Raw genomic sequence first — 12,884 nt, forward strand, 5'->3', positions numbered from 1 at the left:
GACCGTACGGAGGAGAGAGGGCATGAACCAACAACGGCGGCTTGATCCGTCTGAAACTGCGTCAATTCCTGTTGTAGGCGCCGCTGGATCTCCTTGGCTTCTTCGAGGGAGAGGTCAAAATCGTTGAGACTGGCCCCTCGAGAGACCGGCCGACCTTGGCAATTTCGCAACGCTGCGACACGCCGTCAATGCCAACAAGCTCGACCGAGATGATCATCTTTAATTGCGACGCCAACGAGTGCCGTTTCAGAAAAGGCACCTGCTTACCCGAAATTTCTTACCCCCAACCTTTTTCCCACTCCCGCTGGCGTTCCACTCGATCGCTGGCTGGACTGCGCGTTCCTGTGCTCGGTCACATCTTGCGCTGAAGTCAGTCGCGAGGATGATGTGGCTTGGATTCGATCGGTCCACGGTAGGTTCTGCATTTCTGGATATCAACCTGGTTCATTCGGCCTCCCTCATCCTTAGGCAGCATCCGGACTGCGATCCCAACAGATCCTTGGCGACAACAGCGTCGAGGTGATCACTATTGGGGTGCCTGGAAGCGCAAGGGCTTGAAAGGCAATCGTGATTGCGTTGATCTTCTGTAAGCCGCCCGTTTCCGTTTCCACGGCAATTGCCCGACCTGCTCTCAAGCCGAGCAGCCCCAGCCCCAAAAGCGACCCTACAGAAACGGTATAATTGGGAAAGTCCTGGCTCTCATTGCGGACCAGATTGGCTGTTCTCGGCACACCTGCATCGACGCAGAAGGTTACGCGACTGTTTATCGTCACGACATCATTGGGGACGCTTTGGGGGGAGCAGATTTCAGCTTGCGCTAGCTTTCTTCTGAGCAATCGGCCGTAAGCGCTGTCCCGCGGACGCTGATCAAGTATTTCTCTGAGGACCGCATGGTCGTTTACTGTTAGATAACACTGAAGCCGATCGCTCATGGCAAGCTCCTCGGAGCAGATTTGCTCCGGAAAAACAACTGGATCTCGGTTCGATTTCCCCGACTGCTGGGTCGTACTGGCGCCAGGGCTCACGGTCCTGATGTGGAGCTACCGCCTTGAGCCCCGAGACGCGGGAATCGTTGAGAAAACAGGACGAAATCCGCGTCCGTTGCAGCTGGTAGACGATAGACAGTCGATGTCAGCGCTGCGTTGCCACACTCAACGCAGCCTTTCGGGAAGTGGCGCGACCACTCGGGCCACTTCACTACAACGCGCTCAATTTGCGTCATCACCAATCCTCTCCGCTTCGCTCGAAGACGAGCCAAGCGGTTCCCTTTTGCGCGATGCGCGTCCTACGGGCCTCCTGAACCCGCTCCGCTCGTCGTTTGGTAAATGGCCCCATCGGCTGGGTCTTCCGTTGGCCGCAACGGACCTGACAGTACCATTTGTTGCCATCGTGCGAGAAGATATCGACCGAGGTGGACGTGCCAGGAGGCTCTTGCCTGGCGATCTCGTCGATAAAAATGATTGGCCGTGAATAACGCATAGGGGGCGCATTCTTACGCACGCCAGGAGCCGGATTGCGGTCGGCCGATGTTGACATCGTTGAGCTCCTTTCTTCGCTGCGGTGGTGGATTTGGCGCACCTAGATCGTCAGCAGGAAACCATTTCATGCTCCATTGCCACCTCGATCATCAGATTTTCGATGTCACGGGAAATCGAAGCGGCAGCCAATACGCGGCCGTCGCGCTTGAAGCGAAGCAGACAGTCCCGGCCGGTTATGTCGCCTTCGACCATGACTTCGTCCCACCGTTCCGCATGACCGACATAATTGATTCTGACGTCGTAGTGCTGGCTCCAGAAGAACGGCACGGCATCAAACTTCTCGCGCCGGCCGAGCATATTGACCGCCGCGGTCTGCCCTTGCCTCTCGGCGACCACCCAATGTTCGACGCGAACGCTCTCTCCGCTATGAGGATCGGGCCAGCGCGCGATGTCACCGGCCGCGAAGATTTCCGGTTCGCTGGTTTCCAGAAAACCATTCACGACGACGCCGCGCTCCGTTGCCAGCCCTGCCGTTTCAGCAAGTCTTGTCCGCGGCTGCACACCGATGCCGGCGACCACGAGGTCAGCGACCAGGATATCGCCGCCGCGCAGTTTTACCTCGCTCTCGCTGATGCTGCTTGCAGTCTCCTCCAGGTGGAAAATGACTCCGTTCTTCTCGTGAAGGGTCCGAATGAAATCGCCCAACTGCGGACCCAAGACCCGCCCCATTGGGTGCTTGTCGGGTGCAACGACATGGACTTCGATGCCGCGAGCGCGCAGGGCTGCGGCGACTTCGAGGCCGATGAAACTCGCTCCAAGCACGACCACCCGACGAGCCATCGCGGCCTTCTCTATTATGGCTCGGCAGTCGACGAGCGAGCGCAGCGTGTGAACATGGGGCTGGTCGGCACCCGGAATCGTCAGGCGAACCGGCTCTGCACCGGTCGCGAGCAGCAACCTGTCATAAGGGACGGAGACTCCGCCAGTGAGGACGACCTCGCGGGTCTGCGGCTCGATGCGAACCGCTTGCGTCCGAAGGCGCAGGTCGATCTGGTTCTTGGAATAGTAGCTCTCCCCCCGTAGCGGGACCCAGCTCTCCGGCGCCTTACCGGCAAGATAATCCTTTGAAAGGTTCGGCCGATCGACAGGCGCCGCCTCGTCGTCGCTGAGCATGACAATGCTGCCGCGATACTGCTCTCGCCGCAACATTTCCGCGGCAGCAAAGGCGGCCGCGCCGCCGCCGACGATTACGATCTTCTCGGGCGTTGCCTCGACAGGACGCTCGCTTGTTGTCGGCTCAGCTCGCTTGCGCTTGCCCAACACGAAGATATAGCCGTCACGCTCCTCCACCCGCCAGCATGCCAGCGGCGTGAAGGCGGGTGCGCGCAAGGCCTCCCCGGTTCGCAAACTGAAACACGCGTGATGCCATGGACAGCGGACGGTGTCGCCGGCCACCAGTCCTTCGCCGAGCGGACCGTTGTAGTGCGTACAATGCGCGTCAACCGCGAAAATCTCAGCCCCGCGGCGCACAAGCAGCACCTGCGCATCGCCGCAATGGCCGACCAGCTTGCTGCCGTCAGGAAGATCGGCAAGTCTGATGCCCTCTGCCAGATCAGGTCCAACCATGCTTGTAGGCTCAGCAGCCATTGGTTTCTCCTCCTTGGCGATCGTGATAGCAGCCGTTGCGAGGGCTGAAAGCGACCTCTGCGGGTCGTGGCCTTTGATCTCACCGACCAGTTTGTGGCCGCCGCGTCTGTTAAGCAAACGAATTTAATCATCCGTTGAGTGCAGATTTTCTGCTGGATAGCTCATTGGTTCGGCAACAGGACATCTAAAGGATGGCCTGCCCCGTCCTGCTCCAGTCGGCGAGGAAGGCCGCCAGTCCCTTCTCGGTGAGCGGATGTTTGGCCAGGATCATAAGCACTCCCGGTGGCACGGTCGCAATATCGGCGCCTGCCATTGCGGCTCGTGTGACATGCAGCGGCGTGCGGATTGATGACGCCAGAATCTCCGTCGTGAAGGATTTGTCGTTGTTGTAGATCGCCCGGATTTCCCGGACGACCTCCATGCCATCCAGGCCGAGATCGTCCAGCCTGCCGACGAATGGCGAGATATAGGCCGCACCGGCTTTTGCCGCGAGCAGCGCCTGGTTCGCTGAAAAGCAGAGCGTGACATTGACCTTCAGCCCGCGTTCGCTGAGAGCCCGGCAAGCCCTGAACCCATCCCACGTCGAGGGCACCTTGACGGCCACATTGGCGGCTATGCTGGCCAGCCGCTCCCCTTCGGCGACCATCCCGTCGAACTCAGTTGCGGCGACCTCCGCTGAGACCGGACCCTCGATCGCCTCGCAGATCTCCTTGATAACCTCCCGGATCGGTCGGCCGGTCTCTGCAATCAACGAGGGATTGGTCGTCACTCCGTCGACGACGCCTGCGGCGGTAAGCTCGCGGATTTCGGCAATGTCGGCTGTATCGACAAAGAACTTCATCGTTTTTCTCCCGGCGTAGTCGCGTGATGCAGTGGCGGCGCCATTCCCGAAGTGATTTGGGCGTAGCAGATGTGCTCGCGTGCCCTACCTCTGTGAAGGTAGGGCAGCAGGGAGCGACGTGCGTGAGCGCCAAAATCTCCGGAAAGGACGTCAAGCTGAAGCGTGCCTATGAGAGTCCTACGGACAGTGACGGCACGCGTGTCTTGGTTGATCGGCTGTGGCCGCGCGGAGTGAGGAAGGCCGACGCAGCAATCGATTATTGGGCGAAGGAACTGGCGCCAAGCACCGAGCTGCGAAAATGGTTCGCTCACGATCCCTCCCGGTGGGCGGAATTCCGCCGGCGGTATGTCGAGGAGATCGAGGAGCATCGCGAGGAATTTGATCGGTTGCGCAACCTGGCGCTTAAAGGTCCGGTCATACTCGTCTATGCGGCGCACGACGAGATGCACAACGATGCCGTCGTTCTCAGGGAGCTCTTGGGACGCCCACCAGTTGACGTGAGGGTCGCCCGCGGCGCGTCCATGACCAGCCAACCGCACCGCGTCGGCCCGCTGTCTTCGCAGTATGCAGCGCTAGGACTGCTGGATTCCACCCAAGCTTATGGCTCGGCTAGTATTTAGCAAACGAATTTGATTGACAATTAAGCGCAACTTTCATGCTATACTAAAATGGACATTGAGCTCGCCCGTACTTTCTTGGAAATAGTTTCAACAGGAAGTTTTATTCGAGCCGCCGAGCGCCTGAATGTTGGTCAGACGACGGTCAGCGCGCGGATTCGTCACCTCGAACAACTGCTTGGCCGGCCGCTATTCATTCGGAACAAAGGTGGCGCGTCGCTGACGCCGGCAGGCGAGCAGTTCCTGCGCCACGCCCCGACCTTCGTCCAGTTATGGCAGCGCACCCGTCAACAGGTCAAAGTGCCGGCAGGCCGCCGAGCGGTGCTGACGGTTGGCAGTGAAGTCACCCTTGCGCAACCGCTGCTGCTCCACTGGGTTAGTTGGATTCGTCGGTTTCTTCCCGATATCGCGCTTCGAGTCCATGTCGACGTGCCCCAGGATCTCATCGATCAGGTCGCCTCGGGAATGGTCGATGTAGCGATCATGTACGCTCCCCAGCATCGCCCCGGCCTGAGAATCGACCTGCTGATGGAAGAAAAGCTCGTGCTTGTGACGACCGATCCTGAAGCGAAGCGCCTTGACGAGGTGAATTACGTCTACATGGATTGGGGGCCGGATTTTGGGCGGCAACACGACCTGAATTTCCCGGAGGTCGCACCGGACCTCTCTTTCGATCTCGGTCCCCTGGCGCTCAGCTATGTTCTCGCGAGCGGCGGCTCGGGCTATTTCAGGATGAGCGCGGTGGAACCGCATCTGGCTGCCGGTGAGCTCCACCTCGTACCCGACATGCCGCAATACTCCTATCCGGTTTACTCGGTGAGGTCCGCAAACACCGATGAGAGTGTCGTGGGACCTGCCCTTGCGGGTTTGCGCGCGATCTCCGAAGGCAACCTCGAGGCCTAAGTGGCAGCCTCGGGCAATGGAAACAGCAGATCGACTGTGGTTCCGATCCCGCGCTCGCTGGAAATGCGCAGACGGCCCCCGACCATCCGCATGAACGCGTTCACCTGCGCCAATCCCATGCCGGTGCCGTTCTCGCCCTTGGTCGTAAAGAACGGGTCCAGCACCTTTTGCAAAACGTCCGGCGACATGCCGCAGCCGTGGTCCCTGACGCGGAGGCGGGCGTAGGTTCCCGGCTGGCCGGCTGCACAATCCGCGTCCACGAGCCGCTCCGTTCCAATCCAAATCTCGCCGCCGCCTGGCATAGCATCCCGAGCGTTGAGGACAAGATTAAGAACGGCAGTATCGAACAACGTCGGATCGACTAGACACTTGGGGACATCGGAACCAAGCTCGAGCCTGATGCGGATGTTTGGTCCCGCCCCATATTTGAGGAATGGCTCGGAAGAGTTGACAAGCTCATTCAAGTCACGTGCCTGGATACCGGGCTCCTTATTGTCTGCAAAGTCCAGCAACTGGGAGGTCAATTCGACGCCCCGATCGATGCCTTCGCGCGCCGCCGCGATATAGGCGCGCACGCTCTCCGGCCGGTCGGCTTTTCGTTCGGCGAGTCTCAGTCCGGAGTCAATAACGGCTAGGATGTTTCTGAGATCATGGGCAATGCCGCCGGTCATCTCGCCCAAGGAAGCAAGCCGGCGGATTGCCCGTTCGTTCTGTTTGGCAGTCTGTGTGCCGCCGCTGCTCTCCGCCTGCTGGTGCACCAATAACTCTTCTCGGAACGCCATGTCTGTCATGATAGACCCTCATGCTTTCCGACGTCGTCCGGAAATTCCGGTTCTCCAACGTATTCATTATTCGCCCGTGTTACCGCCGCAACGCGCGGCGCGCTATCTAAACTCGGCGGACAGTCCGCTTTGCCATTATTTCTTCGACGGTCGGAAACGCCTTGAGGGCCTCATCCGGTAGGCCGCTTCTACCAGCGACCGCATCCATCCAGCCGCCATGCGCTTGCGGTTCGCCGACTATGATGCGGCCGACCATTCCAGACTGCTCGTGGGGAACGCAATAATAGTCATAAACCCCTTGCTCGGTGAAGGTTACCGAAAAGCTCTCATCCGGCAGGAGATAGCCTGAATCCCAGGATTTTGCCGATACTGGAATGCGCAGCGGCCTCCCGAAGTTTGCTGGATGATAGGCGGTCGTCGTATGTGAATTGCCAGGATTGAAGTTGGTCCAGCGGGCCATCTGACCCGGCTTGATCAGAACACCGATCGGGTCGAACCAGACATGCGAGCCATCGGCGCGCCCCTGCATCCTGATCTCCACGACCTCTTCGGCCCACACATCCCGCTGGGACAGGGAAAGGACGGCGGCGAGCCCGCCCCATAGGCCCAACACTTCACGGCGCGCGACCCTCATTTGGCGACGCTCGCTTCGTCGGCCGCTGCAACATGCCACAGGACGACGTGGAAATGTGGCTCTTCCACGCCTGGATGGCCGGCATTGTAGTAAACGTCGACATGGTCGACGTTGCCGCCGGGCGCTGCGAGGTTGTCGAATGACTTGTCCGGATTGAGATCCTTGGTCGGCAGCATATAGATCGTGCTGACAAGCTTTCCGTCATGATCATATGCGAGGAACGGACCGGCCGGCAATGTCGCCGGGTCAACGAAGAGCTGTCCCATGCCTGGGAGGAAATCGGGCAACTTCACCAGCTTGCTGACCTGCTGATAGGGCGCGGCTGGCGGCGCTTTTGTGACTTCATCCGCCGCAATCGCACAAACGGAGCTGGCCAGTGTCAGAACAGGTACGAGGAAGAGTTTTTTCATCGGAGGAGATCCTTTTTCAAAGCGAGGTCGCGGCAATTCCGCGGTCAACGGCTGTTCGTACGACCTGTCGCGCGCAGCCATTGAAGAACTTGGCGGCAATATTAGTCCAATGAAATAAACTGGCACTTCAATGCAGTATTTCTGCATTCTTCCTAGTTTCCGGCTTCACCGCCTGTGGTTGCGGGAAGTACTGAACGGGAGGTGTCCACGGATGTATCTCGGTCAACGTTCGTGGCAGTGCGCTTGATTTCAAGAATTCCGCCCCCATGTTTGAGTTATTATGAATATTCCCGTGACCCAGAGAGAGCCCCAACGCCTCAAAGCAGGCCTCTAGCCCGGACGCGAACCTTACTGGGCTTTGCGTCCGGGGCAGCCAGTTCTTCAACTCAACGCGAGACCGCCACAGACGGAGTGCCGAACGCACTTCGCTCACGGTCGCGCGCATTCGGCTGAGAGGCGACCGTGATGATCTTCAGAAATCTGTCGAAAGACGACGTGACTCTTGATCTTGCGACAAAGGGAAAGCACTCGGCGCTCTCCAAGATCGCTGTAAGAATCGCGCGGCGAACCGGTGTCGATGATCGGGTGGTTCTCCGGGGCATTTGGCGGCGGGAAAGACTCGGATCGACCGCCATTGGTCGCGGCATCGCCGTCCCGCACGCGTTGCTGCGCACGATTTCGTCGCCCGTAGCATCGTTTACGCGACTGGCTCCTCCGATCGATTTCAAGAGTCCCGACCTCGATCCCGTCGATCTAGTCTTTACTCTGCTTTGGCCGCGCTCTGAGGCCTGCACCTTCTTGCCCGCACTATCGCAACTATTTCGGCTGGTGCGGACGCCGCTGATCCGGGAGGGGCTCCGGCGGGCCCGGTCACCCGAGGAGGTAATGGCGATCCTGCAGAGCGAGGCATGGTCGATCAACGACATTCCGTCGCGCGCCGGTGCCTCATTGAGGTCGATCAAAAGCTGCGCTTCACCGATGCCTCTACGGATCTCCGCACGGGGATTGCCTGCGGCGATCGGATCGGCGTCATGACCGTTCTGCTCGCCGATGGCGTCAACCTGGATCTCAGGAAGATGGCCGACGCCTGCGACGCCCACACTTTCTGGGAGTTGCTGCGGATCGGCAAATGGCACGTCAGGGAGGAGACGACGGCACGCGCCCTTGCGATGATCGTCGAGGCGCAGTCGCAATTGCCGATGGCCGGCTTCTGGGGCGGCGGAACGACATCGTCCTCGGATGGCCAGCACTTTCCGGCAGGTTCGACCGGTGAAGCATTGAGTGTCGTCAATGCCCGGTAAGGCAACGAGCCGGGTCATTCGGCGTACAGCCATCTCTCTGATCAATACGCTCCCTATTCGACCCAGATCATTCCCGCGACCGCTCACGAAGCGCCTTACATGGTCTGCTGCAGAACGATACTGGAAGGCAAATCCGCGAGCATTATGCTGATACCGGCGGCTTCACGGATCATGTTCTTGCCATCTGCTCCGTTCTCGGCTTCCGGTTTGCGCCGAGAATCCGCGATCTGCCGGACGTTCCCGCTCTTGATCAGGTGCCTCACGCGCCTCAGCCGCTGATCGGCGGCCGCATCAACATTCGGCTGATCCGCGAAAATTGGCCCGATATCCTGCGGCTCGCCGCCAGCATGGCCGCCTGGACCGTCGTGCCAAGTCAGATTCTTCGGAAACTCGCCGCCTATCCGCGTCAAAACAGCCTGGCGCTGGCGCTCAGGGAAGTCGGCCGCCTGGAGCGTTCGATCTTCATGCTCGACTGGCTGAGCGACATTGATTTGCAGCGTCGAGCGCAGATCGGGTTGAACAAGGGCGAGGCCCACCATGCCCTCAAGCGCGCGGTCAACTTCAACAGGCGCGGCGAAATCCGAGACCGGTCGTCCGAGGGACAGCAACACCGAATTGCCGGTCTCAACCTCCTCACCGCCATCATCATCTATTGGAACACATGGAAGCTCGGCGAAATCGTCGCCGAGCAAATCGCCAGCGGCGAACAGATCGACCTCGGGCTCCTGCCTCACGTGTCGCCGCTCGGATGGGAGCATATAACGCTCACCGGAGAATATCGGTGGCCGCCCTTAAGGTAGCATATCGCCCCTCCCGCAAACACCCCCACCTTCTGCAAGCAACCAGGGTACAAGCGCCTGGTCAGACACTAATCAACGCCGCTATCGCATCCTACCAAGGTATGGTCGCCGTTCCAGTTCAGCGGATTTGTGGGATTGCCTGAGGCGGAGCAGATCCTTGCGGGCGACGAGGCCGACGAGCTTTCCAGAGACGGGATCGGTAATCGGGATCCGCGCCGAGTCGGTCATAATCATGATGTCCGCGATGTGACCAACGGTGTCGTCCGGATGCCCGATCGGGATCGAGGCGTCCGATACCCTGTCTGCCAGCAGATCGGGGCCAATGTCAGGACCTCGCTGCCACCGAAGCGCGTCTGCACGCGAAACCATGCCGACAAGCGCCCCAGCCGCGTCAACCACCGGATAGGTCCGGTGAGCATCGTCCGCCACGGCAAAATATGCACATACCTCCGCCACCGACATGGTCGCCGGCAAGGTATCGACGGTGCTGACCATGATATCGCGAGCCCGTGCGAACTCGAAGGGGTCGACCCCGTATTCCCGGCTGATGTGCTGTCCCCTGCGGGCAATTTTCTCCGTCAGGATCGAACGCCGCAGCAGAAGGACTGTCACCCCGTAAGCGGCAATCGTGGTGGCCAGCAGGGGAATGAGCGCGCTGAGATCACCGGTAATCTCGATGGCGAAAAACGTTCCCGTCAGCGGCGCGCGCATCGTGCCGCCCATCATCGCCGCCATGCCCAGAAGCGCCCAGAACCCCGGGTCTCCCGGAAGCATCAAGCCCGTCAGCCATCCGAGTGCGCCTCCAAGGATCAGCAAGGGCGCCAGCACACCGCCTGATGTACCGGACGAGAGAGCGATCAGCCAGATCGTGGCCTTCACCAAGAGGATGGCGACCACGGTCGAGGTTGGCAGGCTGTTTTTAAGCAAACCTTCAATGACATCGTAACCGACACCGAGAGCATGGGGTTCGATCAGGCCACCAAGGCCAACTGCAAGACCGCCCAGCGCCGGCCACCACATCCAGTGGATCGGGAGGCGCTCGAACAGATCCTCGATCTTGTAGAGTAGGGTCGTCAGCAAGCCGGATTGGAGACCGGCAACCATCCCCACCCCGGCACAAAGCAGGATCCCCCACCAGGGAAGGTCGGCCCGGAAGTGCGTCGGGAACAGCGGTCCAGCGCCGAACAATAGCGGGCGCCAGGAGATGGCAACACAAGTTGAGGCCGCGACGGGAATGAAGCTACGCGGCTTCCATTCAAATAGAAGAAGTTCGACCGCAAGCATGACGGCTGCGACAGGCGAGCCGAAAATTGTCGTCATGCCGGCCGCCGCCCCTGCCACCAATAAGGTCTTTCGCTCTGCTGCGCTCATGTGGAAGAACTGGGCAAACAGCGAACCGATGGCGCCACCGGTCATGATGATCGGCCCCTCCGCCCCGAAAGGTCCTCCCGTGCCGATCGAAGTGGCTGACGACAGCGGCTTCAATACGGCGACCTTTGCCGACATACGGCTGCCGCCGATAAGGATGGCCTCTATCGCTTCCGGTATACCGTGCCCGCGGATCTTCTCCGAGCCGAAGCGCGCCATCAGGCCGATGACGAGCCCACCCACCACCGGGATCAACACCATCAAGGGTGAGAAGATTACGTCGGCTATCCGCGCCTCCTGCGTGCTCACCCGACCAAACCAGACGATGTTGGTGACGAGGGATATTAGATTGACTAGGAACCAGGCCGCGAAGGCGCCCCCGGTTCCGACGATGAGCGCCATTCCGATCAACAGGAGCACGCGCCTGTCGGTGGTGAAATCGCCGGCTTCACGGCGCGCAAGACCTCCCATGAAATCATGCTGGTGCGGACGGGAGAGTTTCGGGAACATCAAGCTACCTGCTGTGCCGGTGGAACAGTGGGCGCGATCGCCCGCAGCGCACATATATCGTAGTACGATATAAATCAAGTCGGTGTTGGCAGCTTGTCCCGCGAGCGCTATGCACATAGCCCGTGAAACACTCCTGGTGCCAAAGTCTGTGACCAAGAAACAAGACGCACTCACCGATGCCGATTACGAGGCGCTTGCCAACTTGCGCTACATCCTGCGCCGCTTTACGGAATTTTCGACGTCGGCAGCGCAGCACGAGGGGCTGCCAAGTCAGCAGCATCAAGCGCTGCTAGCCATCAAAGGCCATCGCGGCGAAACCCTCATGACGGTCGGGGACTTGTCCGAGCGCCTCGTCGTTGCGCGGCACACCGCTTCCGAACTTGTCGAGCGGCTCGTGGGGGGAGGCTATGTTACGCGCGAGCCCGATTCGCACGACAAGCGACGTCAAACGCTCGCGCTTACTGGTAAGGCGGAAGACGTCCTTACGCGATTGAGCGCCATTCATCTGACCGAGATCCGTGAAATGGCTCCGCGCTTGATAGAGTTACTTGGCGATCTCCAGACAAAGGGCCCTTCTTCGGAGCCTTGACCACTCAGGCGCCTGCGGCCTGCTCATCCCAACCTACGTGCTAAGTTGACCGTTTCCCCAAAGGAGCCGCTCCGCTTTATTTATATCGTATTACGATATATATTACACCGAGCGGGATCGACGTTGTGCCTTTCCAGTCGGTTGTTTTCCGCCAAATGAGGAGCAGTTCAGTATGTTCTCGAATAAAGACACGTCACCACGGAAACGCGACCCTGGCTCCGTTTCCGTATCATCGCGATACATTCCCTTCGACTTCTGTTCGCCGACGGCAAAAATGGATCTGCTTCGTGCGCAACTTGCCGCACGTGGTCATGCGACTGGCGGCATGAGCTTGAGACTGCTCATCCTGGAGTGGAGATACGACCTTTTTGTTCTCTCGTTCCACCTCGGCAATTGGATGACGGAGGTCGATCGACGCTTTAGCCGGTTGCGTAATTGACGTGCCAGGCTGGGCGTGGCTCGTGTGCCGGGAGCAGGTCGACATAAACACGTCACCATTGCGATCTTCGAACAGACACTGACTGGCCGAAAAGACCGCCGTCCCATCGATTCCCTTGACGCCGTCGCCGTAGATGTCATCACCTTCGACTATGACGTCGCCGAGGTTGATGCCGACGCGGAACTGAATTCGCTGTGCCGCGGTGATGCCCTGGCCCTGGCGGGCCATTTTCCGCTGGATCCGGCGGCGCACTGAACAGCGTCCACGACGCTCGCGAACTCGACGAGCGCGCCATCACCCATCAACTTGATGATGCGACCATGGAACTCCTCGATGACAGGATCGATTAACTCCCGGCGACAAGCCTTCAGCCGCTCCAGAGTGCCAACCTCATCCGCTCCCATGAGACGGCTATAGCCGACCACATCGGCAGAAAGTATCGCGGTGAGCCGCCTCTCCATTTTCTGCCCGCCCTTCCGATGGCCAGCTTTATCCTACCACTTCGAGGGCGCGCAGGCACCGCAAGTCCCGAATGCGTCTTGGTCAAAAGTCGCGAGATCGAGCG

General features: G+C 59.7%; 10 protein-coding genes and 4 pseudogenes. 5 read left to right on the top strand and 9 right to left on the bottom strand.

Annotated elements, in window-relative coordinates:
* Nucleotides 1–35 precede the first annotated feature (35 nt).
* The 4 genes and pseudogenes from QM996_RS27285 to fsa form a co-directional block, all read right to left on the bottom strand.
* Nucleotides 36–235: pseudogene (locus QM996_RS27285) on the bottom strand (hypothetical protein); the annotation flags it as partial.
* Between the two features lie 229 nt (nucleotides 236–464).
* A complete protein-coding gene (locus tag QM996_RS27290) occupies nucleotides 465–932 on the bottom strand; it encodes a GreA/GreB family elongation factor (protein ID WP_334197014.1) in 468 nt (155 codons plus the stop codon).
* Between the two features lie 654 nt (nucleotides 933–1,586).
* Nucleotides 1,587–3,125 carry an FAD-dependent oxidoreductase gene (locus tag QM996_RS27295; protein WP_334197015.1) on the bottom strand — a complete coding sequence of 513 codons (1,539 nt, stop codon included), beginning with the start codon at nucleotides 3,123–3,125 and terminating at the stop codon, nucleotides 1,587–1,589.
* A gap of 184 nt (nucleotides 3,126–3,309) precedes the next feature.
* Nucleotides 3,310–3,966 (bottom strand): fructose-6-phosphate aldolase, encoded by a 657-nt coding sequence (gene fsa / locus QM996_RS27300; RefSeq protein WP_334197016.1) that lies wholly within the window; start codon nucleotides 3,964–3,966, stop codon nucleotides 3,310–3,312.
* A gap of 122 nt (nucleotides 3,967–4,088) precedes the next feature.
* Between fsa and QM996_RS27305 the strand changes: the two are divergent.
* Nucleotides 4,089–4,445 (top strand): annotated as a pseudogene (locus QM996_RS27305) (DUF488 domain-containing protein); the annotation flags it as partial.
* A 189-nt stretch (nucleotides 4,446–4,634) separates the two neighbouring features.
* Nucleotides 4,635–5,486 carry a LysR family transcriptional regulator gene (locus QM996_RS27310; RefSeq protein ID WP_334197018.1) on the top strand — a complete coding sequence of 284 codons (852 nt, stop codon included), beginning with the start codon at nucleotides 4,635–4,637 and terminating at the stop codon, nucleotides 5,484–5,486.
* Here QM996_RS27310 and QM996_RS27315 read toward each other — a convergent pair.
* The 3 genes from QM996_RS27315 to QM996_RS27325 all read right to left on the bottom strand — a co-directional run bounded on the left by QM996_RS27315 (nucleotide 5,483) and on the right by QM996_RS27325 (nucleotide 7,312).
* Nucleotides 5,483–6,277 (bottom strand): two-component system sensor histidine kinase NtrB, encoded by a 795-nt coding sequence (locus QM996_RS27315; protein WP_334197019.1) that lies wholly within the window; start codon nucleotides 6,275–6,277, stop codon nucleotides 5,483–5,485. The two genes, QM996_RS27310 and QM996_RS27315, sit on opposite strands and share 4 nt — an antisense overlap.
* Nucleotides 6,278–6,374: 97 nt before the next feature.
* The gene (locus QM996_RS27320) at nucleotides 6,375–6,797 is read right to left on the bottom strand and encodes a cupredoxin domain-containing protein (RefSeq protein ID WP_500270407.1); all 423 of its coding nucleotides are present in this window, start codon (nucleotides 6,795–6,797) and stop codon (nucleotides 6,375–6,377) included.
* A 101-nt stretch (nucleotides 6,798–6,898) separates the two neighbouring features.
* On the bottom strand, nucleotides 6,899–7,312 hold the full coding sequence (locus tag QM996_RS27325; RefSeq protein WP_334198687.1) for a DUF5602 domain-containing protein: 414 nt from the start codon (nucleotides 7,310–7,312) through the stop codon (nucleotides 6,899–6,901).
* A 465-nt stretch (nucleotides 7,313–7,777) separates the two neighbouring features.
* Here QM996_RS27325 and QM996_RS27330 point away from each other — a divergent pair, with 465 nt between their 5' ends.
* Together QM996_RS27330 and QM996_RS27335 are read left to right on the top strand one after the other, a co-directional pair.
* Nucleotides 7,778–8,347 carry a PTS sugar transporter subunit IIA gene (locus QM996_RS27330; RefSeq protein ID WP_334197021.1) on the top strand — a complete coding sequence of 190 codons (570 nt, stop codon included), beginning with the start codon at nucleotides 7,778–7,780 and terminating at the stop codon, nucleotides 8,345–8,347.
* Nucleotides 8,257–9,413, top strand: a pseudogene (locus QM996_RS27335) (Tn3 family transposase); the annotation flags it as partial. The gene QM996_RS27330 and the pseudogene QM996_RS27335, both read left to right, overlap by 91 nt.
* A gap of 81 nt (nucleotides 9,414–9,494) precedes the next feature.
* Here the strand turns inward: QM996_RS27335 and QM996_RS27340 are convergent.
* Nucleotides 9,495–11,291, bottom strand: a complete 1,797-nt coding sequence (locus tag QM996_RS27340; protein WP_334197022.1) for a chloride channel protein — start codon at nucleotides 11,289–11,291, stop codon at nucleotides 9,495–9,497.
* Nucleotides 11,292–11,439: 148 nt separating this feature from the next.
* On the opposite strand from QM996_RS27340, the gene QM996_RS27345 reads away from it, so the two are divergent.
* Entirely contained in the window at nucleotides 11,440–11,880 is a 441-nt protein-coding gene (locus QM996_RS27345) for a MarR family winged helix-turn-helix transcriptional regulator (RefSeq protein ID WP_334197023.1), read from the top strand.
* 556 nt (nucleotides 11,881–12,436) lie between these two features.
* On the opposite strand, the pseudogene QM996_RS27350 reads toward QM996_RS27345, so the two are convergent.
* Nucleotides 12,437–12,780: pseudogene (locus tag QM996_RS27350) on the bottom strand (adenylate/guanylate cyclase domain-containing protein); the annotation flags it as partial.
* Nucleotides 12,781–12,884: the final 104 nt, after the last annotated feature.

This window comes from Sinorhizobium chiapasense, assembly GCF_045277575.1.
Classification (GTDB): domain Bacteria; phylum Pseudomonadota; class Alphaproteobacteria; order Rhizobiales; family Rhizobiaceae; genus Ensifer; species Ensifer chiapasense_A.

Bases quoted from the DNA above. Each gene is read 5' to 3' on its own strand.
- QM996_RS27290 (WP_334197014.1), bottom strand. From the start codon at position 932: ATGAGCGATCGGCTTCAGTGTTATCTAACAGTAAACGACCATGCGGTC.
- QM996_RS27295 (WP_334197015.1), bottom strand. From the start codon at position 3,125: ATGGCTGCTGAGCCTACAAGCATGGTTGGACCTGATCTGGCAGAGGGC.
- fsa (WP_334197016.1), bottom strand. From the start codon at position 3,966: ATGAAGTTCTTTGTCGATACAGCCGACATTGCCGAAATCCGCGAGCTT.
- QM996_RS27310 (WP_334197018.1), top strand. From the start codon at position 4,635: ATGGACATTGAGCTCGCCCGTACTTTCTTGGAAATAGTTTCAACAGGA.
- QM996_RS27315 (WP_334197019.1), bottom strand. From the start codon at position 6,277: ATGACAGACATGGCGTTCCGAGAAGAGTTATTGGTGCACCAGCAGGCG.
- QM996_RS27320 (WP_500270407.1), bottom strand. From the start codon at position 6,797: ATGCAGGGGCGCGCCGATGGCTCGCATGTCTGGTTCGACCCGATCGGT.
- QM996_RS27325 (WP_334198687.1), bottom strand. From the start codon at position 7,312: ATGAAAAAACTCTTCCTCGTACCTGTTCTGACACTGGCCAGCTCCGTT.
- QM996_RS27330 (WP_334197021.1), top strand. From the start codon at position 7,778: ATGATCTTCAGAAATCTGTCGAAAGACGACGTGACTCTTGATCTTGCG.
- QM996_RS27340 (WP_334197022.1), bottom strand. From the start codon at position 11,291: ATGTTCCCGAAACTCTCCCGTCCGCACCAGCATGATTTCATGGGAGGT.